The organism is Pseudomonas sp. KB_12 (genome assembly GCF_052114545.1).
Taxonomy (GTDB): domain Bacteria; phylum Pseudomonadota; class Gammaproteobacteria; order Pseudomonadales; family Pseudomonadaceae; genus Aquipseudomonas; species Aquipseudomonas brassicacearum.
The window spans coordinates 189,434-209,313 of sequence record NZ_JBFREY010000004.1 but is presented as its reverse complement, the minus strand read 5'-3'; the positions used below and the strand labels follow the sequence as shown (position 1 = coordinate 209,313).

The 19,880-nt window shown below is 60.8% G+C and carries 16 protein-coding genes, 3 tRNA genes and 1 riboswitch; of the genes, 2 read left to right on the top strand and 17 right to left on the bottom strand.

Features of this window, described 5'->3' with window-relative positions:
• Positions 1-319: 319 nt before the first annotated feature.
• Complete coding sequence (gene mgtE, locus AB4Z20_RS04100; protein WP_003204768.1) at positions 320-1,762, bottom strand: magnesium transporter; 1,443 nt, start codon at positions 1,760-1,762, stop codon at positions 320-322.
• A 322-nt stretch (positions 1,763-2,084) separates the two neighbouring features.
• Here mgtE and AB4Z20_RS04095 point away from each other — a divergent pair, with 322 nt between their 5' ends.
• On the top strand, positions 2,085-2,600 hold the full coding sequence (locus tag AB4Z20_RS04095; RefSeq protein ID WP_253478638.1) for a cell envelope protein SmpA: 516 nt from the start codon (positions 2,085-2,087) through the stop codon (positions 2,598-2,600).
• 40 nt (positions 2,601-2,640) lie between these two features.
• Here AB4Z20_RS04095 and AB4Z20_RS04090 read toward each other — a convergent pair.
• The 7 genes from AB4Z20_RS04090 to ltaE all read right to left on the bottom strand — a co-directional run bounded on the left by AB4Z20_RS04090 (position 2,641) and on the right by ltaE (position 8,602).
• Positions 2,641-2,717 (bottom strand) — tRNA-Arg (locus AB4Z20_RS04090).
• Positions 2,718-2,789: 72 nt separating this feature from the next.
• Positions 2,790-2,866, bottom strand: a tRNA-Arg gene (locus tag AB4Z20_RS04085).
• Positions 2,867-2,972: 106 nt separating this feature from the next.
• Positions 2,973-3,063, bottom strand: a tRNA-Ser gene (locus AB4Z20_RS04080).
• A 62-nt stretch (positions 3,064-3,125) separates the two neighbouring features.
• Positions 3,126-3,314 carry a carbon storage regulator CsrA gene (gene csrA / locus AB4Z20_RS04075; RefSeq protein ID WP_003178872.1) on the bottom strand — a complete coding sequence of 63 codons (189 nt, stop codon included), beginning with the start codon at positions 3,312-3,314 and terminating at the stop codon, positions 3,126-3,128.
• 184 nt (positions 3,315-3,498) lie between these two features.
• Complete coding sequence (locus AB4Z20_RS04070) at positions 3,499-4,740, bottom strand: aspartate kinase (RefSeq protein ID WP_014339802.1); 1,242 nt, start codon at positions 4,738-4,740, stop codon at positions 3,499-3,501.
• A gap of 89 nt (positions 4,741-4,829) precedes the next feature.
• Positions 4,830-7,451, bottom strand: a complete 2,622-nt coding sequence (gene alaS, locus AB4Z20_RS04065) for an alanine--tRNA ligase (RefSeq protein ID WP_214509502.1) — start codon at positions 7,449-7,451, stop codon at positions 4,830-4,832.
• 146 nt (positions 7,452-7,597) lie between these two features.
• Entirely contained in the window at positions 7,598-8,602 is a 1,005-nt protein-coding gene (gene ltaE / locus AB4Z20_RS04060; protein ID WP_258689155.1) for a low-specificity L-threonine aldolase, read from the bottom strand.
• Between the two features lie 267 nt (positions 8,603-8,869).
• A riboswitch (FMN riboswitch) is annotated at positions 8,870-9,038 on the top strand.
• A gap of 100 nt (positions 9,039-9,138) precedes the next feature.
• Between ltaE and AB4Z20_RS04055 the strand changes: the two genes are divergently transcribed.
• The gene (locus tag AB4Z20_RS04055) at positions 9,139-9,648 is read left to right on the top strand and encodes a 6,7-dimethyl-8-ribityllumazine synthase (protein WP_024618891.1); all 510 of its coding nucleotides are present in this window, start codon (positions 9,139-9,141) and stop codon (positions 9,646-9,648) included.
• Between the two features lie 122 nt (positions 9,649-9,770).
• Here the strand turns inward: AB4Z20_RS04055 and astE are convergent, their stop codons facing one another.
• The 9 genes from astE to AB4Z20_RS04010 all read right to left on the bottom strand — a co-directional run bounded on the left by astE (position 9,771) and on the right by AB4Z20_RS04010 (position 19,859).
• Positions 9,771-10,778 (bottom strand): succinylglutamate desuccinylase, encoded by a 1,008-nt coding sequence (astE, locus tag AB4Z20_RS04050; RefSeq protein ID WP_214509500.1) that lies wholly within the window; start codon positions 10,776-10,778, stop codon positions 9,771-9,773.
• Between the two features lie 12 nt (positions 10,779-10,790).
• Complete coding sequence (locus AB4Z20_RS04045; protein WP_003178862.1) at positions 10,791-11,078, bottom strand: hypothetical protein; 288 nt, start codon at positions 11,076-11,078, stop codon at positions 10,791-10,793.
• A 69-nt stretch (positions 11,079-11,147) separates the two neighbouring features.
• Positions 11,148-12,494 (bottom strand): N-succinylarginine dihydrolase, encoded by a 1,347-nt coding sequence (astB, locus tag AB4Z20_RS04040; protein WP_258689157.1) that lies wholly within the window; start codon positions 12,492-12,494, stop codon positions 11,148-11,150.
• 132 nt (positions 12,495-12,626) lie between these two features.
• Positions 12,627-14,096, bottom strand: coding sequence for a succinylglutamate-semialdehyde dehydrogenase (gene astD / locus AB4Z20_RS04035; RefSeq protein ID WP_442089365.1), 1,470 nt, complete (start codon positions 14,094-14,096; stop codon positions 12,627-12,629).
• Complete coding sequence (gene astA / locus AB4Z20_RS04030; RefSeq protein WP_253477333.1) at positions 14,093-15,118, bottom strand: arginine N-succinyltransferase; 1,026 nt, start codon at positions 15,116-15,118, stop codon at positions 14,093-14,095. The genes astD and astA overlap by 4 nt, the downstream gene beginning before the upstream one ends.
• A gap of 54 nt (positions 15,119-15,172) precedes the next feature.
• Positions 15,173-16,192 (bottom strand): arginine/ornithine succinyltransferase subunit alpha, encoded by a 1,020-nt coding sequence (gene aruF, locus AB4Z20_RS04025; protein ID WP_092145236.1) that lies wholly within the window; start codon positions 16,190-16,192, stop codon positions 15,173-15,175.
• A gap of 234 nt (positions 16,193-16,426) precedes the next feature.
• Positions 16,427-17,647: an aspartate aminotransferase family protein gene (locus tag AB4Z20_RS04020; RefSeq protein ID WP_442089364.1), complete on the bottom strand. Its 1,221-nt coding sequence runs from the start codon at positions 17,645-17,647 to the stop codon at positions 16,427-16,429.
• A gap of 353 nt (positions 17,648-18,000) precedes the next feature.
• Positions 18,001-18,981, bottom strand: a complete 981-nt coding sequence (locus AB4Z20_RS04015) for a GlxA family transcriptional regulator (RefSeq protein ID WP_018612661.1) — start codon at positions 18,979-18,981, stop codon at positions 18,001-18,003.
• Positions 18,982-19,094: 113 nt separating this feature from the next.
• Positions 19,095-19,859 (bottom strand): ABC transporter ATP-binding protein, encoded by a 765-nt coding sequence (locus AB4Z20_RS04010; RefSeq protein WP_018612663.1) that lies wholly within the window; start codon positions 19,857-19,859, stop codon positions 19,095-19,097.
• Positions 19,860-19,880: the final 21 nt, after the last annotated feature.

The following is a 19,880-nucleotide window of genomic DNA, read 5'->3' as shown; positions in this document are numbered from 1 at the left end:
TGGGCCATGGATGGCCCTTCGCGGCGGGCCCACGGAGCAATGCCGGAGTGAGGGCATGCCGAGCCTAGGCGAGGCACCGAGTGGTGGGGCAGAAGCGCTTTGGTTACTTTCGACTGGGCCGGCTTCCGGGCTTTTCGAAAGTGACCCGCCGTCAGGGCGGAACCATAAGCAGCCGTTACCGCAGAAACGGATATACACACCGATCAAACACCCCCCAAAAGAAGCGCAAAAAAAAACGGCGCTTCCCATTTCTGAAAGAAGCGCCGTTTTTCTATGTAGACAGTATTACGCCAAACAGGCGGGTTTCTCGATGAGCGACTCAGAGCAAGAAAATCGTCGCCAACCCCAGGAAGATGAAGAACCCGCCACTGTCAGTCACCGCGGTAATCATGACACTGGCGCCCATGGCAGGGTCACGGCCCATGCGGGCCAGGGTCATGGGGATCAGGACCCCCATCAATGCCGCCAACAACAGATTGAGCGTCATCGCGGCCGTCATGACCACCCCCAGCGACCAGCTGCCATAGAGCAGATAAGCCACCACGCCAATCACACCACCCCAAATCACGCCGTTGATCAGGGACACAGCCAGTTCCTTGCGCATCAATCGCGAAGTGTTGCCGGTACTGACCTGGTCCAGCGCCATGGCACGGACGATCATGGTGATGGTCTGGTTGCCAGAGTTGCCACCGATACCGGCGACGATGGGCATCAGCGCCGCAAGCGCCACCAGTTTTTCGATGGAGCCTTCGAACAGGCCGATGACCCGGGAGGCAACAAACGCGGTGATCAGATTGATCGCCAACCAGGCCCAGCGGTTACGCAGGGATTTCCAGACCGAGGCGAAGATGTCTTCTTCTTCGCGCAGACCGGCCATGTTGAGGACTTCGCTTTCGCTTTCCTCACGAATCAAGTCGACCATTTCATCGATGGTCAGACGACCGATCAGCTTGCCGTTCTTGTCGACCACCGGCGCCGAAATCAAGTCATAACGTTCGAACGCCTGGGCCGCATCATAGGCGTCTTCGTCCGGGTGAAAGCTCACCGGATCGCTGGCCATCACCTCGGCCACCTGTTTTTCCGGGTCGTTGACGAGCAAACGCTTGATGGGCAGAACGCCCTTGAGCACGCCGTCGTAGTCGACCACAAACAGCTTGTCAGTATGCCCAGGCAGTTCCTTGAGGCGACGCAGGTAGCGCAATACCACTTCAAGGCTGACGTCCTCTCGGATCGTCACCATCTCGAAGTCCATCAGCGCACCGACCTGCTCCTCGTCGTAGGACAACGCCGAACGCACACGCTCACGCTGCTGGCCGTCGAGGGCTTCCATCAGTTCGTGGACAACGTCCCGCGGCAGTTCGGGCGCAAGGTCGGCGAGTTCGTCGGCGTCCATTTCCTTGGCCGCCGCCAGCAACTCGTGATCATCCATGTCGGCGATCAGGGTTTCCCGAACCGAGTCCGACACTTCGAGCAGGATGTCACCGTCGCGATCAGCCTTGACCAACTGCCAGACCGTCAGACGCTCTTCCAGTGGCAAGGCTTCAAGAATGTAGGCGACGTCGGCGGAGTGCAGATCATCGAGCTTGCGTTGCAGCTCGACGAGATTCTGCCGGTGGACCAGGTTCTCGACCCGGTCATGATGCGGACCTTCCTGGCGATGCGTCAGGTCTTCGACGACACGCTGGCGCTGCAGCAGCTCAACAACTTGAGCGAGGCGATCCTGAAGGCTTTCCTGCGTTTTTTTTACATCTACTTGGGTCATAGGCGAACTCCACTCCCAGCAGTGGAGCACGCCGGAAGGATCAATCAGTCAATTCATGATTGGCAAAACTAAATATTGAGTAACTACTGGGTAAGTCCATGGAGATATTCCAAAGCCCCGGCGGGGCTGACGGGCGCAATCATACACCGCTTGACGCTTTAAAACGCTAAAAAATCATGGCAAGAACAAGCGCTTGCGAGACAAACCTGAACACAGGCTGAACCTGTTCCCTTACGACGACTTATCCAGAAAAGAAAACACACGCCGCGGCAGAAATGCGGCGACTACCCTTCTCTTCTGCACCGTCAAGGAGGACGACCGGATGCACCTCAACCACTGCCTGTTCCTGCTCGCCTGCTTGCCCTGCCTGCCTTTATCGGCTGCCGGGCAGACCGTGCATCGCTGCGAAAACGTCGCAGGACACGTGACATTCACCACCCTGAGCTGCGGCCCGGGAGAAGCCCTGTCGCTACAACAGATCCATCCGTATCGCCCAGGTTCGACCGAACCGACAATCAAACCGACGACCGAGGCGATGCTGCCTGAAGCGGAGCGCGGGCTAACATCCGACAACAAAACCACGCGCAAGGAACCGACCGTGGTTGGCCAGTTCCAGGACCGCTGCGGGAACCTCATCGACGCCAGGCAACGCCGCGACGCCATCCTGGGCCGACGCATCATCGCCGGCATGAGCCAACAGGACGTAGAGAGCGCCCTGGGCAAGCCAGATTCGATCAAAGTTCGGAATTCGAGCACGCGGTATAGCTACAAGGCGAAGAAACGCCGCAGCGCAGAGGTCGTGTTCGATGAGAGGGGATGCGTAAAAGGCAAATCGTAGACAGCAAAAAGCCCGCGTAAAACGCGGGCTTCTTGGTGTTTGGTGCACTCGACAGGATTCGAACCTGTGACCGCTCGGTTCGTAGCCGAGTACTCTATCCAGCTGAGCTACGAGTGCAGGTTGTGGTTTTATACCAGATCACAACTGGTTGAAGCCAAGTTATTTGCATTGCTGCAAACAACTCTTAAATGGTGCACTCGACAGGATTCGAACCTGTGACCGCTCGGTTCGTAGCCGAGTACTCTATCCAGCTGAGCTACGAGTGCATTTGTTGCCGCGCATTATAGGTCGTCAATTCCTTTTGTAAAGCGCTTTTTTCAGTAATTTCAAGCACTTACTGATCAAGCCAGGTTTTGACGCACTAAAAAATAATGGCGGAGAACGGGGGATTCGAACCCCCGACACCCTTTTGAGGTGTACTCCCTTAGCAGGGGAGCGCCTTCGGCCACTCGGCCAGCTCTCCGCAACACGGGGCGTATATTAACCACCTTCATCCCCGTTTGCAAACATAAAAATCGATAAAAATTAATGGCTTGGTTCGTCGTCCTTCTCTTTCTTGATACGCAGGTAAATTTCCTCGCGGTGTACAGCAACCTCTTTCGGGGCATTAACGCCGATACGCACTTGGTTTCCTTTGACGCCGAGCACGGTCACGGTGATTTCGCCATCGCCAATAATCAGGCTTTCTGCACACCGACGGGTCAGAATCAGCATACCTTTCTCCTCACGCAATTCACTTAAGGGACAACAGTCTGAAAAAAAAAGGCATTGGACCTACAACCGAAACGGTCGAAGCCTACAGGCCTAGTATTGACCAGCGCGGGCAAAAGAACAGTTTTGGGACGCGCCATTCAGAAAAACAAAGGGCGCGGTCCAGCCGCGCCCTCCAGACAACGCTTTACTCGCCCGGTTGGGCAGCAGCGTCGAGTTCGAAAGCCGTGTGCAGGGCGCGCACGGCCAGTTCCAGGTACTTCTCTTCGATGACCACGGAAACCTTGATTTCCGAGGTAGAGATCATCTGGATGTTGATGCTTTCCTTGGCCAGGGATTCGAACATGCGGCTGGCCACGCCTGCGTGGGAGCGCATGCCGACACCGACGATCGAGACCTTGGCGATCTTGGTATCGCCCACCACTTCCCGGGCACCGATCTCGCCAGCGGTTTTTTTCAGTATCGCTTCGGCAGACTGGTAGTCGTTGCGGTGCACGGTGAAGGTGAAGTCAGTGGTGTTATCGTGCGAGACGTTCTGCACGATCATGTCGACTTCGATGTTCGCGGCACTGATCGGGCCGAGAATCTTGAACGCCACGCCGGGGGTGTCTGGCACGCCACGGATGGTCAGCTTGGCTTCATCGCGGTTGAAAGCGATGCCGGAAATGATCGGCTGTTCCATGGATTCCTCTTCATCAATAGTAATGAGGGTGCCCGGACCCTCTTTGAAGCTGTGCAGAACGCGCAGCGGAACGTTGTACTTGCCGGCGAATTCGACCGCCCGGATCTGCAACACCTTCGAACCGAGGCTGGCCATTTCCAGCATCTCTTCGAACGTGATCTTGTCCAGGCGCTGGGCCACAGGCACCACGCGTGGGTCGGTGGTGTAGACACCGTCCACATCGGTGTAGATCTGGCATTCGTCAGCCTTGAGGGCCGCTGCCAGCGCTACGCCCGTGGTGTCGGAACCACCACGGCCGAGGGTGGTGATGTTGCCCTGCTCGTCTACACCCTGGAAACCGGCGACGACCACGACACGGCCAGCCTTCAGGTCGCCGCGGATCTTCTGGTCGTCGATCTGCAGAATACGCGCTTTATTGTGCGCGCTGTCCGTCAGGATACGCACCTGGTTGCCGGTGTAGGACACCGCTGGCACGCCACGCTTGATCAGCGCCATGGCCAGCAAGGCGATGGTCACCTGCTCGCCGGTGGAAACGATCACGTCCAGCTCACGGGGAACCGGTTGCTGGTCGCCGCTGATTTGCTTGGCCAGATCGATCAGACGGTTGGTCTCGCCGCTCATTGCCGACAGCACAACCACCAGGTCATCGCCCGCCTCGCGGAATTTCTTAACCTTGTCGGCGACTTGTTCGATTCTCTCGACAGTGCCGACCGAGGTGCCTCCAAATTTCTGTACGATCAAAGCCATTTCAAAGCCGCCTCTGCCCATGAAGGGCGCCCAATAATCACTCAACAGCAACCGGGCCGGCCACTAGACTGCAAGCCCGGGACGCCGCCTTAAATACCCTGCTCTACAAATGCAACGGTCTGGGCCAGTGCCGCGTCCAGTGCGCCGACGTCGGTACCACCGCCTTGCGCCATGTCCGGACGACCACCGCCCTTGCCGCCCACTGCCGCAGCGGCTTGCTTCATCAAATCACCGGCTTTGAGTTGGCCAGTCAGGTCTTTGGTCACGCCTGCGACGAGAACGACCTTTTCCTCATGGACACTGCCGAGCAGGATCACTGCTCGGCCGAGTTTGTTTTTCAGTTGATCGACCAGCGCCAGCAGCGCCTTGCCATCCTGGCCGTCCAGACGCACGGCCAGCACTTTCACGCCCTTGACGTCCACGGCCTGGGCCGAGAGATCGTCGCCCGCAGCGCTGGCGGCCTTGGCCTGCAACTGCTCGAGTTGCTTTTCCAGCAGGCGATTGCGCTCCAGCACAGCCGACAGCTTGTCGATCAGGTTGTCACGGCTGCCCTTGATCAGGGTTGCCGCTTCCTTGAGTTGTTCTTCGGCCGCGTTGAGGTACGCCAGGGCCGCCGCGCCGGTGACCGCTTCGATCCGGCGCACGCCGGATGCCACGCCACCTTCGCTGATGATTTTCATCAGGCCGATGTCGCCGGTGCGGTTGGCGTGGATACCACCGCACAGTTCAACGGAGAAGTCGCCCATGCTCAGCACGCGCACGTTGTCGCCGTATTTCTCGCCGAACAACGCCATCGCGCCCTTGCGCTTGGCGGTCTCGATGTCGGTTTCTTCGGTTTCCACCGGGGAGTTCTTGCGAATCTCGGCGTTGACGATTTCTTCCAGCGCCTTGAGCTGCTCAGGCTTGATGGCTTCGAAATGGCTGAAGTCGAAGCGCAGGCGCTGACTGTCCACCAACGAACCCTTCTGCTGGACATGCTCGCCCAGCACCTGGCGCAACGCAGCGTGCAGCAAGTGCGTGGCGGAGTGGTTCAGCGACGTGGCATGCCGAACGTCGGCGTCGACATGGGCGGCCACCGGGGCGGCGATCATCAGGCTGCCCGACGCCAGCACGCCGTGGTGCAGGAAGGCGCCGCCGGTCTTGGTGGTGTCACGCACGTCGAAACGCGAACTGCCGGCCTGCAGGTAGCCGCTGTCGCCGATCTGGCCGCCGGATTCGGCGTAGAACGGCGTCTTGTCCAGCACGATCACGCCTTCCTGGCCTTCGCTCAGGATGTCGACCGATTGCCCATCCTTATAGATGGCGACGATCTTGGCCGAGCCGGTGGTGCCCGCATAACCGGTGAACTCGGTGGCCACATCAACCTTGACCAGGCTGTTGTAGTCCATGCCGAAGGAGCTGGCAGAACGCGCACGCACCCGCTGGGCGTCCATCTCACGCTCGAAACCTTCCTCGTCGAGGGTCAGGTTGCGTTCGCGGGCGATGTCGCCGGTCAGGTCCATCGGGAAACCGTAGGTGTCGTACAGCTTGAACACCACATCGCCCGGGACCACGTTGCCCTTGAGCTCGGCCAGGTCCTGCTCGAGGATCTTCAGGCCTTGCTCCAGGGTCTTGGCGAATTGTTCTTCTTCAGCCTTGAGCACGCGCTCGATGTGCGCCTGCTGGGATTTGAGTTCCGGGAAGGCTTCGCCCATCTCGGCCGCCAATGCCGCGACGATCTGATAGAAGAAGCTGCCCTTGGCGCCCAGTTTGTTGCCGTGACGGCAGGCGCGACGGATGATCCGGCGCAGCACATAACCGCGGCCTTCGTTGGAAGGCAGCACACCGTCGGCAATCAGGAAACCGCAGGAGCGGATGTGGTCGGCCACCACTTTGAGCGACGCCTGGTTGTCGTTGGTGCAACCGATGGCCTGGGCCGACGCGCTCAGCAGGCTCTGGAACAGGTCGATTTCGTAGTTGGAGTGAACGTGCTGCAGCACCGCACTGATCCGCTCCAGGCCCATGCCGGTGTCGACCGACGGCGCTGGCAGCGGATGCAACACGCCATCGGCGGTGCGGTTGAACTGCATGAATACGTTGTTCCAGATCTCGATGTAGCGGTCACCGTCTTCTTCCGGCGAGCCGGGTGGGCCGCCCCAGATGTCGGCGCCGTGATCGTAGAAAATCTCGGTGCACGGACCGCACGGCCCGGTGTCGCCCATGGTCCAGAAGTTATCGGAGGCGTAAGGCGCACCTTTGTTGTCGCCAATGCGCACCATGCGCTCAGCCGGGACACCGACCTCTTTGGTCCAGATGTCATAGGCTTCGTCGTCGGTGGCGTAGACCGTTACCCAGAGCTTCTCCTTGGGCAGGTTCAGCCACTTGTCGGAGGTCAGGAAGGTCCAGGCGAAGGTGATGGCGTCGCGCTTGAAATAGTCACCGAAGCTGAAGTTACCCAGCATTTCGAAGAAGGTGTGGTGACGAGCGGTATAACCGACGTTCTCCAGGTCGTTGTGCTTACCGCCGGCACGCACGCACTTCTGGCTGCTCACCGCACGGGTGTAGGCACGTTTTTCCTGGCCCAGGAAGCAGTCCTTGAACTGGTTCATCCCCGCGTTGGTGAACAGCAGGGTCGGGTCGTTGCCCGGAATCAAAGAGCTGGAGGCTACTCGGGTGTGGCCTTGCTCTTCGAAGAAGCGAAGGAAGGCTTCACGGATTTCTGCGCTTTTCATTAGGTTCTTCCACGGAGGCTGCGGCCAAAGGCCTGTGCAAAACGTCAACAGACGAAGCAACGGCAAAGGGCCGCATTATATCGGCCCTGCGCGTGGGGTACAGCGTGTTTATACGATAGAAACTGTCAATTGCCCCGGTTGACGAGTCATTGGCGGGAAAATTCGACGAAAGTGGCGATCACCTGGTCGATTTGCGCCGCGCTCACGTCCATGTGCGTCACCATTCGCAGGCGTGGCGCAGCGCTGAGCTTGACGCCCCGCTCATCGGCAAATGCCTTGATCGCCTCGGCCCGCTCGCCCATTTGTACGTAGACCATGTTGGTCTGCACCGGCTCGACCTCGTAACCCGCCGCGCGCAAGCCCTCGGCGAGCCGCTGGGCATTGGCGTGGTCATCGGCCAGGCGCTGGACCTGATGTTCCAGGGCGTACAGCCCCGCCGCCGCGAGAATCCCGGCCTGACGCATGCCGCCGCCGACCATCTTGCGCAGCCGGCGGGCCTTGCCGATCAGCTCGACGCTGCCGCACAGGACCGACCCCACCGGCGCGCCGAGGCCCTTGGACAAGCACACCGACACCGAATCGAAATGTTGCGTGATCTGCCGGGCGTCGACATTCAGCTTGACCGCAGCGTTGTACAACCGCGCCCCGTCCAAGTGCAGGGCCAGGCCATGTTCCTGGGTAAAACGCCGGGCCCGGGCCAGGTATTCCAGTGGCAGCACCTTGCCCTGCATGGTGTTTTCCAGGGCCAGCAGGCGGGTGCGGGCAAAGTGGAAATCATCGGGCTTGATCGCCGCAGCGACGTGTGCCAGGTCCAGGGAGCCGTCCGCCTGCACCTCAAGAGGCTGGGGCTGGATCGAACCGAGCACCGCCGCACCACCGCCTTCGTATTTGTAGGTGTGGGCCTGCTGGCCGACGATGTATTCGTCGCCGCGCTCGCAGTGGGCCATCAAGCCCAACAGGTTGCTCATGGTCCCCGTGGGCACGAACAGCGCTGCGGCAAACCCCAGGCGAGCGGCCAGTTCGGCCTCGAGGCGATTGACGGTCGGGTCTTCCCCATACACATCGTCACCGGTAGGCGCGCTGGCCATGGCATCGAGCATGCCGGCGGTAGGTTGGGTGACCGTGTCGCTGCGAAGATCGATAACGCTCATGAATCTGGCCTCGGGCTCAAGTGGAGGGAAATCCCTTTCGAAGGGCAATTACTGCGGTCATGGCGAGGAATAATCAAGCCCAGTCGACGGAAAGGGCAACACCCCCCTTGCGTGCCGTGGGAGCAAAGCTTGCTCGCGATGGCGTCGGGTCAGGCAGTATTGATGTTGACTGACCCACCGCTGTCGCGAGCAAGCTTTGCTCCCACGGCTCGCTCCCACAAGGGGTTATGTGTTAAAAATTATCCGCCGTCACACAGCGTGGCGGCAAAACGTTCTCAGGGCGGGGCGCAATTCCCCACCGGCGGTAATTGCACGCAACGTGCATAGCCCGCGAGCGCTTGGTGGTGCACCGGTTTTTGGGGTGTAGCGGCAAGGTCAGCAGACCCGGTGTGATTCCGGGGCCGACGGTCATAGTCCGGATGAAGAGAGAACGGGATTGGCACCCAAGGGCCGACTGCGACTGTCCGTGCGCGGCGTACCCTCGAATCCCCTTCGATTCATGACGCCCTGTTTTTCACACAAACAGGAACCAGAACATGCAACCCACTGCAATCGACAGCAAAAGCAAAAGTCATCCGGGCGAGCGCGTCGCGTTCATCCAGGCCTGCTGGCACAAGGAAATCGTTGACCAGAGCCGTAAAGGCTTCGTCGCCGAAATGATCATCCAGGGTTACCAGGAAAGTGATATCGACTTCTTCGAAGTCGGTGGCGCCTTCGAGATTCCGCTGCACGCCAAGCTGCTGGCCAAGTCAGGCCGCTACGCCGGCATCGTCGCCGCCGGCCTGGTGGTGGACGGTGGCATCTACCGTCACGAGTTCGTCGCCCAATCGGTGATCAGCGGCCTGATGCAGGTCCAGCTGGAAACCGAAGTGCCGGTGTTCTCGGTCGTGCTCACGCCGCATCACTTTCATGCTGGGGAAGAACATCAGAAATTCTTCTTCGAACATTTCGTGCACAAGGGTCAGGAAGCAGCGAAGACCTGCGCCGATACGTTGCACAAGACCCGGGCGTTACGCCGTAGTGAGCAGCGGGCGGTAGCGGTCTAAAAGCCGCTAAAAAACCTGTGGGAGCGAGCTTGCTCGCGATAGCGGAGTGTCAGTCGCCTTCAACATTGACTGGTACACCGCTATCGCGAGCAAGCTCGCTCCCACAATGGTTTGTGGGGATTTTAGATCAGGTTTTCATCGGTCGCCGGCACGATCAGGATGCCAGCCCGCAAGCCATTCTTGACCTTGGGGTTCGGAAAGATGATCCGGGCGCCCTCTTCTTCGATCACCCAGCGGGTCTGGGCGATGTCTTCGGCCAGCACGTAGCCTTTCCCCAATTCCGAGAAGTTCTCGATGTCCGTCGGCAGATTCAGGCGGAAGCTGTCGCTGTGCTTGATGATTTCCCGGGCGACGCTGAACAGCTGCAGGCCATCGAGCCCTTCATCCAGCTCCGGCTCGTTGCCCTCGATGATCTGTTGCAGGCGGGTTTCCAACAGGCTGACGTTGACCCCGTCGTTCTGTCCGAATGGCCGGGCCTTGCCCAGTTCCAGGGTGAAGGACTCGGCGCCGAGCTGGTCGTAGGTGTAGGCGCTGAACACAATGGACGGCTTGTTCTGCAGCAACACCGCCTCCATGCCCGCGGCACGCAAGCGTGCCAGTTCACGGCGTGAATGCTGGCGACCTTCTTTCCACGGGTAGAGGGCGAACTGCTCGATCTTCGAGCCGCGGATGGCAGTGTGCAGGTCGTAATGCAAGCGACTGCGCTCTGGCCGGCTGAAAAAACTGGCGGCCAAGCGCTCCAGCTCGCAGGCCCGTAGCGCCTCAGGACCGCCGCTCAGCTCATGGCGGCCATTGAACAGGCGGTTGACGTCTTGTTCGACGAAACGCTCTCCGCGCCGGATGGCCTCGGGGTTGCCGAACAGGAACAGAATGCGTGCCCGCGGCTTCAAATGGCCTCGGGCGATGTCATGCAGCAAGCGGTCGAGCAACTCGATTGGCGCGGTTTCGTTGCCGTGGATACCGGCCGACAGCAGCAGGTCCAGGCCGTTATCCCGGGCTTCGGGCGGCTTGACCTCAAGCGCGCCCTCGCTCAACCAGCGCATCCGTACGCCTTCGACAGTCAGTTGAGTCTTCTCCGCCGGTTCACGGCCGGCGAGGGTCAGTTCAAGCAGTTTGCCGAGGGCGAGCATAGCGCGGTTTCCTTAATGGTCGTGGCCGCAATCCGGGCCATGGACATGGTCATCGTCGCCGACGTCCGCCGGTTCCATTTCCAGTTGCAGGCTGACCAGGTTGGTCGCCAATGGACGCAACAACAGGTTGGCGTATTCCTCGTCCCCTTCTTCGACATCGACGCCGATCAGCAACTGACCGCGGCCATCCTGCTGGATCCACAACTCCTTGCCTTGCCACATCACCGCGACGCGGGTGCAGGAGGTTTCCAGTTGGGTGCCGTCGGTGTCTTCAAGGATCAGCTGCAAGGTATCGCTCATGTCTTTACATTCTCGTCTGGGGATAAGGCAACGCGCCCTGCTTTGACTGTAGTCAGGTCGCGCGCGCTTTCAATTGATCTGGAAAGGATAAACCGAGCCAAGTTTAAGGATTTGTGTCAGTTCATCCAGTGCCGCACGGCATTCGAGCAGCAACTGCGGGTCTGCCAGATCATTTTCGGTCATGCGGTCGCGGTAGTGCCGCTCGACCCATTGGGTCAGCGAATCGTACAGCGGCGCGGTCATGATAACCCCTGGGTTGACGGCCGCCAGCTCGGTTTCATTGAGCGCCACGCGCAACCTCAGGCAAGCCGGGCCGCCCCCGTTCTGCATGCTTTGCTTGAGGTCGAAGACCTTCACTTCGCGAATCACCCCGCCAGTGCCCGTCAGGCCCTGCAGGTATTGCCAGACACGTTCGTTGCTACGGCATTCTTCCGGCACGATCAAGAGCATTGAACCGTCGGGACGCGACAGCAACTGGCTATTGAACAGGTAGGAACGTACCGCGTCATCGACGGTGACCGCCGAACGCGGTACGCACACCGATTGAAATTTCCCACCGACCTTGGCGAGTTTGCTGCTCAATTCAGCCAGCATCTTGTCGGTCTCGAGAAACGCGTCCTCGTGATAGAACAGCACTTCGCCATTGCCCACCGCGATCACGTCGTTGTGGAACACACCCTGGTCGATCACCGATGGGTTCTGTTGGGCGTACACCACGCCCTCCTCCCTCAGCCCGTGCAGGCGGGCAACGGCCTGGGAAGCTTCCAGGGTCTGGCGCGCCGGGTATTTCTGCGGCGCGGGATAGCGGGTGTCAAAAGCGCTGCGACCGAACACGAAGAACTCGACACCGGCCTCACCGTAGGCGCGGCAGAAACGGGTGTGGTTGGCCGCGCCTTCGTCGCCGAACTGCGCCACCGCCGGCAAGGCGGCGTGGTGGGCGAAGTGTTGCTGGTTGGCGAACATCGCCCCCAGCACGCGACTGGTGGTCGGATGCTCGATGCTGCGGTGGTATTTGCAGTTCAGGTTGGCGGCGGTGAAATGCACGCGGCCATCGGCCGTGTCGGCGCTCGGGCTGACCGTGGCGGCGTTGGCCACCCACATGCTGGAGGCCGAGCAACTGGCAACCAGCAACGGCATCGCTTCTTTCGCAGCCTGCTGGATGACCTGGGCATCGCTGCCGGCAAAACCCAGCCGGCGCAGGGCCGCCACGTCCGGGCGCTCCTGCGGCGCCAGCACACCTTGCTGGAAACCCATGTCCATCAGCGCTTTCATTTTCGCCAGGCCCTGCAACGCCGCTTCCTTGGGGTTGGAGGACTGCTGGCTGTTGCTCTGGGACGCGACGTTGCCGTACGAGAGCCCGCCGTAGTTATGGGTCGGCCCCACTAGACCGTCAAAGTTGACTTCATAGGATTTCATCAGCGAGGCTCCACGAGAATCTGTTTTTTATAGGCATCAAATAACAACCGCGGCGCGGCCTTCGCGAGCAAGCTCGCTCCCACAAGGTTCTGCGCAATCCTTTGTGGGAGCGAGCTTGCTCGCGATCGGGGTTCACACCATTCGCACGCCGGGGGTCAGGGCAGCCGGCATGACGAGGCTCGGGGTTTCCAGGGAAGCCACCGGATACGCGCAATAATCGGCCGCGTAATAAGCGCTGGCGCGATGGTTGCCCGAGGCGCCGACACCGCCGAACGGCGCGCTGCTGGCGGCCCCGGTCAGCTGTTTGTTCCAGTTGACGATACCGGCGCGGCTTTGCAGCCAGAACTGCTGGTAACGCTCCTGGGAATCGGACAGCAACCCGGCAGCCAGGCCATATTGCGTATTGTTGGCCTCGGTGATTGCCGCTGCGAAATCTTTGTAGCGGATCACTTGCAGCAACGGCCCGAACAGCTCTTCATCAGGCCGCTCGGCCACGGCCGTCACGTCCAGGATACCCGGCGTCAGCAATGCGGCCTGGGCCTGCGGTTGGGTCATGCTCAACAGCGGCACGGCGCCTTTGCCCAGCAAATGGTTTTGCGCATCCATCAGCGCCTTCGCCGCGGCCAGGGAAATCACCGAGCCCATGAACGGTGCCGGTTGCTGGTCGAAAGCACCGACTTCAAGGGTCGAGCTGACCGCCACCAGGCGCGCCAGCAGGGCATCGCCCCAAGCGCCTTCCGGCACCAGCAGGCGGCGCGCACAGGTGCAGCGCTGCCCGGCGGAAATGAAAGCGGACTGAATAATGGTGTAGACCGCCGCATCGACGTCGGCCACCTCATCCACCACCAGCGGGTTGTTGCCGCCCATTTCCAGCGCGAGGATCTTGTCCGGACGCCCGGAAAATTGTTGGTGCAACAGATTGCCGGTGCGGCTGGAGCCGGTGAAGAACAGCCCGTCGATGCCTGGGTTCGCCGCCAGGGCGATACCGGTTTCCCGCGCCCCTTGCAGCAGGTTCAGTACGCCCGCCGGCAGACCCGCCTCGACCCAGCACTTGACCGTCAGCTCGGCGACTTTCGGCGTCAGTTCGCTCGGCTTGAACAGCACGCTGTTACCGGCTAGCAGCGCTGGCACGATGTGGCCGTTGGGCAAATGACCAGGGAAGTTGTAGGGGCCGAAAACCGCCACCACACCGTGGGGCTTGTGGCGCAGTACAGCAGTGGCGTCGCCCAGGGGGCCGCTCTTCTCGCCGGTCCGCTCGCGGTAGCTCTGCACCGAAATGGCGACTTTGTTGACCATGCTGGTCACTTCGGTCGCCGCTTCCCACAGCGGCTTGCCGGTTTCTTCACCGATGCACTGGGCCAGTTCGTCCGCGTGGTTTTTCAGGGCAGCGGCAAAGGCCTCCAGCACCTGGATGCGTTCATCCAGCGAGCGCCGAGCCCAATCCGGGAACGCCTGGCGCGCGGCCTGCACCGCCGACTCCACTTGCGCGGCCGTGGCGCCGTTGCCCGACCACAACACCTCTTGGCTCACCGGGTTCAAGGACTCAAAGAGGTCGCCCTGGCCTTCCAGCCAGCTTCCTGCGATGTACAGCGAGTTCATCATTTCGACTCCCGGGCAGCAGACAACGCGACGGCACGTACCTGGTCACCGGCGTTGAGTTGAAGACGTTTGGCGGTCAGCGGATCGACCACCAGTGTTCCGGCGGCAAAGCGCGCCGGTGCAGCGGTGATGCGGCAGTCTTCGCGCTTGCGGTTATGGATGAGGAACGGCGTGGCGTCATCGCCCGGCGTGCCGATGGCCAGCACCAGCGCCTGGCTGTCACGAATCGCGCGGATCTTGCCGGTTTCGCATTCCACCGCCGGGCCGGCGTCGAAGATGTCGACGTAACCCTGGTAGCTGAAACCTTCGCTCTTGAGCATCGACAATGCTGGTTCCGTGTCCGGATGAACCTGGCCGATCACGGTCCGGGCATCTTCGGACAAGAAACAGGTGTACAGCGGGAACTTGGGCATCAGCTCGGCGATGAACGCCTTGTTGCCCACGCCGGTGAGGTAATCAGCCTGGCTGAATTCCATCTTGAAGAAGTGCCGACCCAGGCTTTCCCAGAACGGTGAACGCCCCTTGTCGTCGGACATGCCGCGCATCTCGGCGATGATCTTGTTACCGAACAACTGCGGGAATTCGGCAATGAACAACAGCCGCGCCTTGGCCAGCATGCGGCCATTGAGACCATTGCGGAAATCGGCATGCAGGAACAGCGAGCACAGCTCGGAATTACCGGTCAGGTCGTTGGCCAGGAACAGGGTCGGGATTTCCCGATAGATGTTCAATTCCTGGGAAGCGCTGACCGTCAGGCCGACCCGGAAGTTGTACCAGGGCTCACGCAACCCCACGGCACCGGCGATGGCGGAAATGCCCACCACGCGACCGTCATCGTCTTCGAGCACGAACAGGTAGTCCGCGTCACCGCGCCCGGCTTCGCCGCGAAAGGTCTTCTCGGCCCAGCCGACCCGATGGGCCAGGCGCTCTTCGTTGGCCGGCAAGGTGGTCAGGCCGGTGCCCGTGCTGCGGGCCAGGGCGATCAGAGCGGGTAAATCGCTGCTGCGTACGGGACGAACGATCATGCTATCTCCTCAAACGGGTCGCTCACGCCACCCGCGAAACTCAGCTGTAAAGCGTTAAACCGCCACCAGGCGCACGCTGGCGCCTTCGCCGACGCCCAAGGCTTCGGCCGCTTCCATGTCCAGCGTCACAGGTTTGCCCGGCGCGTAATCGAGCTCGAGCAGCACGGCGCGGTAATCCTGCAATTGGGCATTGGCCACCAAGTACTGGCGGCCGGCCCCCTTGACCGGTTCGCCGATCTTGACCGGCACCACGCGGCTCTGGGCGATCGAGCGGATGCCCGAGACACGAGCATGCAGGGTCGGGCCACCGTCGAAGATGTCGATGTAGTGATCGGTCTCGAAACCCTCGCGCATCAGGATGTCGAAGGTGATCTGCGCCCGCGGATGGACCTGGCCCATGGCTTCCTGGGCGGCGTCCGGCAACAGCGGCACGTAGATCGGGTAATGGGGCATCAGCTCGGCGAGGAAAGTACGGCTTTTAAGCCCGCACAAACGCTCGGCGGCGGCGTAGTTGAGGTCGAAGAAGTTGCGACCGATGGCGTCCCAGAACGGCGAGTCGCCATTCTCATCGCTGTAGCCGACGATCTCGGTCACCACCGAATCGGCAAACCGTTCCGGGTGGCTGGCGACGAACAGCAGGCGCCCGCGGGAATTGAGTTCCGACCATGGCGAACCCACCAGTTCCGGCACCACGTAGAAACTGGTCAGCAAGCTGTTGCCAGTCAGGTCGTGGCACTGAGAGAGCACGTGGATCTTGTTGTGGATCTTCAGCTCACGGGAGGCATGAACGAAAGTCTCGTTGCGAAAGCTGTAGAACGGTTCGGAATAACCGGCCGACGCGACGATGGCCGAACAGCCCACCAGCTTGCCGGTGGTAGTGTCTTCAAGGACGAAGAAATAGCTCTCTTCACCGTTGAAGCTGACTTCGGCGGCGAACGAGGCTTCGCTTGCGGCGATCTTGTCGCTCAGGCGTTCCACGTCATCCGGCAAGGAAGTGACACCGATCGGACTGTCCGCAGCCAGACGCTGTACCTCGCCCAGATCAGCCATTTGCGCGGGGCGCATCACCAGCATGGTGTCACTCCTTAACTTGAAATAAAGGGTTCGACCGTGGGGTCGATACACAGAAAAAAACTAAACGAACACCCTGGCCCGCATTGCATCTGCGGCGGTCTTCGATTTTTCAGCCGCTGCAAGACTCCTGTGGGAGCGAGCTTGCTCGCGATAGCGCAGTGTCAGCCAACATTCATTTCACTGAGGCACCGCTATCGCGAGCAAGCTCGCTCCCACAAGGGGTCCGACTCAGCCTTAGGCTTGGGTCAACTTCGCCGCGGCCCGCTCGAAGCGATCCAGGCCTTCGTCGATGTCGGCGTCTTCCACCACCAGGCTCGGAGCAAAGCGAATCACGTCCGGGCCAGCTTGCAGGATCATCAGGCCTTCCTGTTCGGCGGCGTTGAAGATGTCCTTGGCCTTGCCTTTCCAGGCGTCGCTCAGCACGCAGCCGATCAGCAGGCCCAGGCCACGCACTTGGGTGAACAGGCCGTACTTCTCGCCGATCTGCTCCAGGCGAACCTTGAACTTGTGATGCTTGGCTTTGACACCCGCGAGCACTTCAGGGGTATTGACCACATCGATCACTGCTTCGGCCACCGCGCAGGCCAGCGGGTTACCGCCATAGGTGGTGCCGTGGGTGCCGACGACCAGGTGCTTGGCCAGCGCTTCGGTGGTGAGCATCGCCGCGATCGGGAAACCACCGCCCAGGCTCTTGGCGCTGGTGAGGATGTCCGGGACCACGCCGTAATGCATGTAGGCGAACAGGTGACCACTGCGGCCCATGCCGGTCTGCACTTCGTCGAACACCAACAGCGCGTCGTGGGCATCACACAAGTCGCGGGCGCCTTGCAGGTAGGCCTGCTCGGCCGGCAGCACACCGCCCTCGCCCTGGATCGGTTCCAGCACCACGGCGCAGGTCTTGTCCGAAATAGCGGCTTTCAAAGCGGCCAAGTCGTTGTAAGGAACGTGGGTGATGCCAGTAATTTTAGGTCCGAAGCCGTCGGAGTACTTCGACTGCCCACCGACGTTGACGGTGAACAGGGTACGACCGTGGAAGCTATTGAGCGCGGCGATGATTTCGTACTTCTCGCTACCGAAACGATCGAACGCGACACGACGGGCCAGCTTGAAGGCGGCCTCGTTGGCTTCGGCGCCGGAGTTGCAGAAGAACGCGCGCTCGGCAAAAGTCGCGTTGACCAGTTTATGGGCCAGGCGCAGGGCCGGTTCATTGGTGAATACGTTGGACACGTGCCACAGCTTGTTGGCCTGTTCGGTCAGTGCACCGACCAGCGCCGGGTGGGCATGGCCCAGTACGTTGACTGCGATACCGCCAGCAAAGTCGATCAGCTCACGACCGGATTGGTCCCATACGCGGGAACCGGCGCCACGCACAGGTATGAAGGCAGCAGGTGCATAGTTGGGAACCATAACCTGGTCGAAATCGGCGCGTTGTACCGCGGCTTGCTCAACGGACATCGGAGTCTCCTGATGAGGAACACCCGCCTGGAACTGGCGGGCTTGGTAAGGATTGTAAGGACAGTTTTCAGCCCGGCCTTGCCGCCAAGCGACAACTTCTTATAGCGCCAACCCACGTTTTTCGCGGGTTTACGGCAATGCGACAAATAGCGTCGCAAAGGCGCAGTTTAAACGTTGCCGGTGTATTTGAGGGGCTGGCTTCCACATTTCCCTCGGCCATGCAAAACACTTGTGGCGAGGGGGACTTATCTGTGGGAGCAAAGCTTGCTCGCGATGCAGGCGCCTCGGTTCACCAAGGACCGCGTCGCCTGCATCGCGGGCAAGCCTTGCTCCCACAGAAGCGTGTTGTGCCACTAGCCGCGCTCGGACGGCACCGAGGACAATTCGAACGGGCTGCTGCTGCGGCGCTGGTTGCGGTCTTCCCGCGGCGTGGCGCCGAAGAAGTTGCGGTAGGCGCTGGAGAAGTGCGGCCCTGAGGAGAAGCCACAGGACAGGCCGATCTGGATGATGGATTTGCTGGTTTGCATCAGCATCTGCCGGGCCTTGTTCAGGCGCAGCTCCAGGTAATACTGGCTAGGCACGCGATTGAGGTATTGCTTGAAGATCCGCTCCAGCTGTCGACGGGATACACAGACATGCTGGGCAATCTCGTCGGTGGTCAGCGGCTCTTCGATGTTGGCTTCCATCAGCAGCACCGCCTGGGTGAGCTTTGGATGGCTGGAGCCAAGACGGTTCTGCAACGGGATGCGCTGACGCTCGCCGCCCTCGCGAATGCGCTCGACCACCAATTCTTCCGACACCGCACCGGCCAGCTCCGCGCCATGATCGCGAGCCAGCACCGCCAGCAACAGGTCGAGCACCGACATGCCGCCGCAGGCGCTCAGGCGGTCGCGGTCCCAGTCAAACAGATGGCTGGTGGCGATGACCTTCGGGAAACGTTCGGAGAAATCATCCTGCCAGCGCCAATGCACGGCGGCACGGTAACCGTCGAGCAAACCCAGCTGGGCCAGGGGATAGACGCCGGCAGACAAACCGCCGATCACACAACCGGCACGCACCAGTTGCTTGAGGGCGCTGCTCAGGGGTGAGGCCAACGCAGTCGGCGGCTCATCGGCCAGCAGGAACAGCTTCTGGAAGCCTTCGAGCTTACCGGCCCAAGGCTCGCCCGGCAGTTGCCAGGCGCCGTCGGCCGGCGGTTCGGCCTGCAAGAACGACAGTTCGTAGACCACATCCGGATGCACCCGCTGAGCAACACGCAAGGCCTCCTCGGCCAGCGCCAGCGTCAAGGCTTTAGTGCTGGGCCAAATCAGGAAACCTATTCGATGGGCAGTCATGGCGAGCAATCCGAAGCGAAAACAGTGTTAAAGCCAAAAGCGGCTGCAACCAAATTAGACCATCTGGCGCGCGGTGCGCAGCATGACCCAAATCAGGTGCGTAACGGGAGCGATTACTTGAGGCTGCCCGAAAGAAATTGTTGCAAGCGCTCGGATTGCGGATTGACCAGCACTTCGCGCGGGTTGCCGCTTTCTTCGACGATGCCTTTGTGCAGGAACACCAGTTGGTTCGACACTTCACGGGCAAAGCCCATTTCGTGGGTCACCACCACCATGGTCCGGCCTTCCAGGGCCAGGGCCTGCATCACCTTGAGCACGTCGCCTACCAGCTCCGGGTCGAGGGCCGAGGTCGGCTCGTCGAACAGCATCACCTCCGGTTCCATCGCCAGCGCACGGGCAATCGCCACACGCTGCTGCTCGCCGCCGGACATATGGCCCGGGTAGGCATCCTTGCGATGGGCCACGCCAACCTTGTTCAGGTAGTGCTCGGCCTTCTCCCGCGCTTCAGCCTTGGCCACGCCCAGTACATGCACCGGCGCTTCCATGATGTTTTCCAGCGCAGTCATGTGGGACCACAGGTTGAAATGCTGGAACACCATCGACAACCGCGAACGCATGCGTTGCAGTTGCTTGGGGTCCGCGGCCTTCAACGCGCCGTCCTTGCCGGCGACCAGCTTCAACTCTTCGTTGTTGAGCAGGATCTTGCCGGCATGGGGTTGCTCAAGCAGGTTGATGCAACGCAGGAAAGTACTCTTGCCGGAGCCACTGGAGCCGATGATGCTGATCACATCGCCAGCGGCGGCTTTCAGGGACACGCCCTTGAGCACTTCGTGACTGCCATAGCGTTTATGCAGGTCTTGGACTTCAAGCTTGTACATGCGGTCGGTTCTCACAAAACG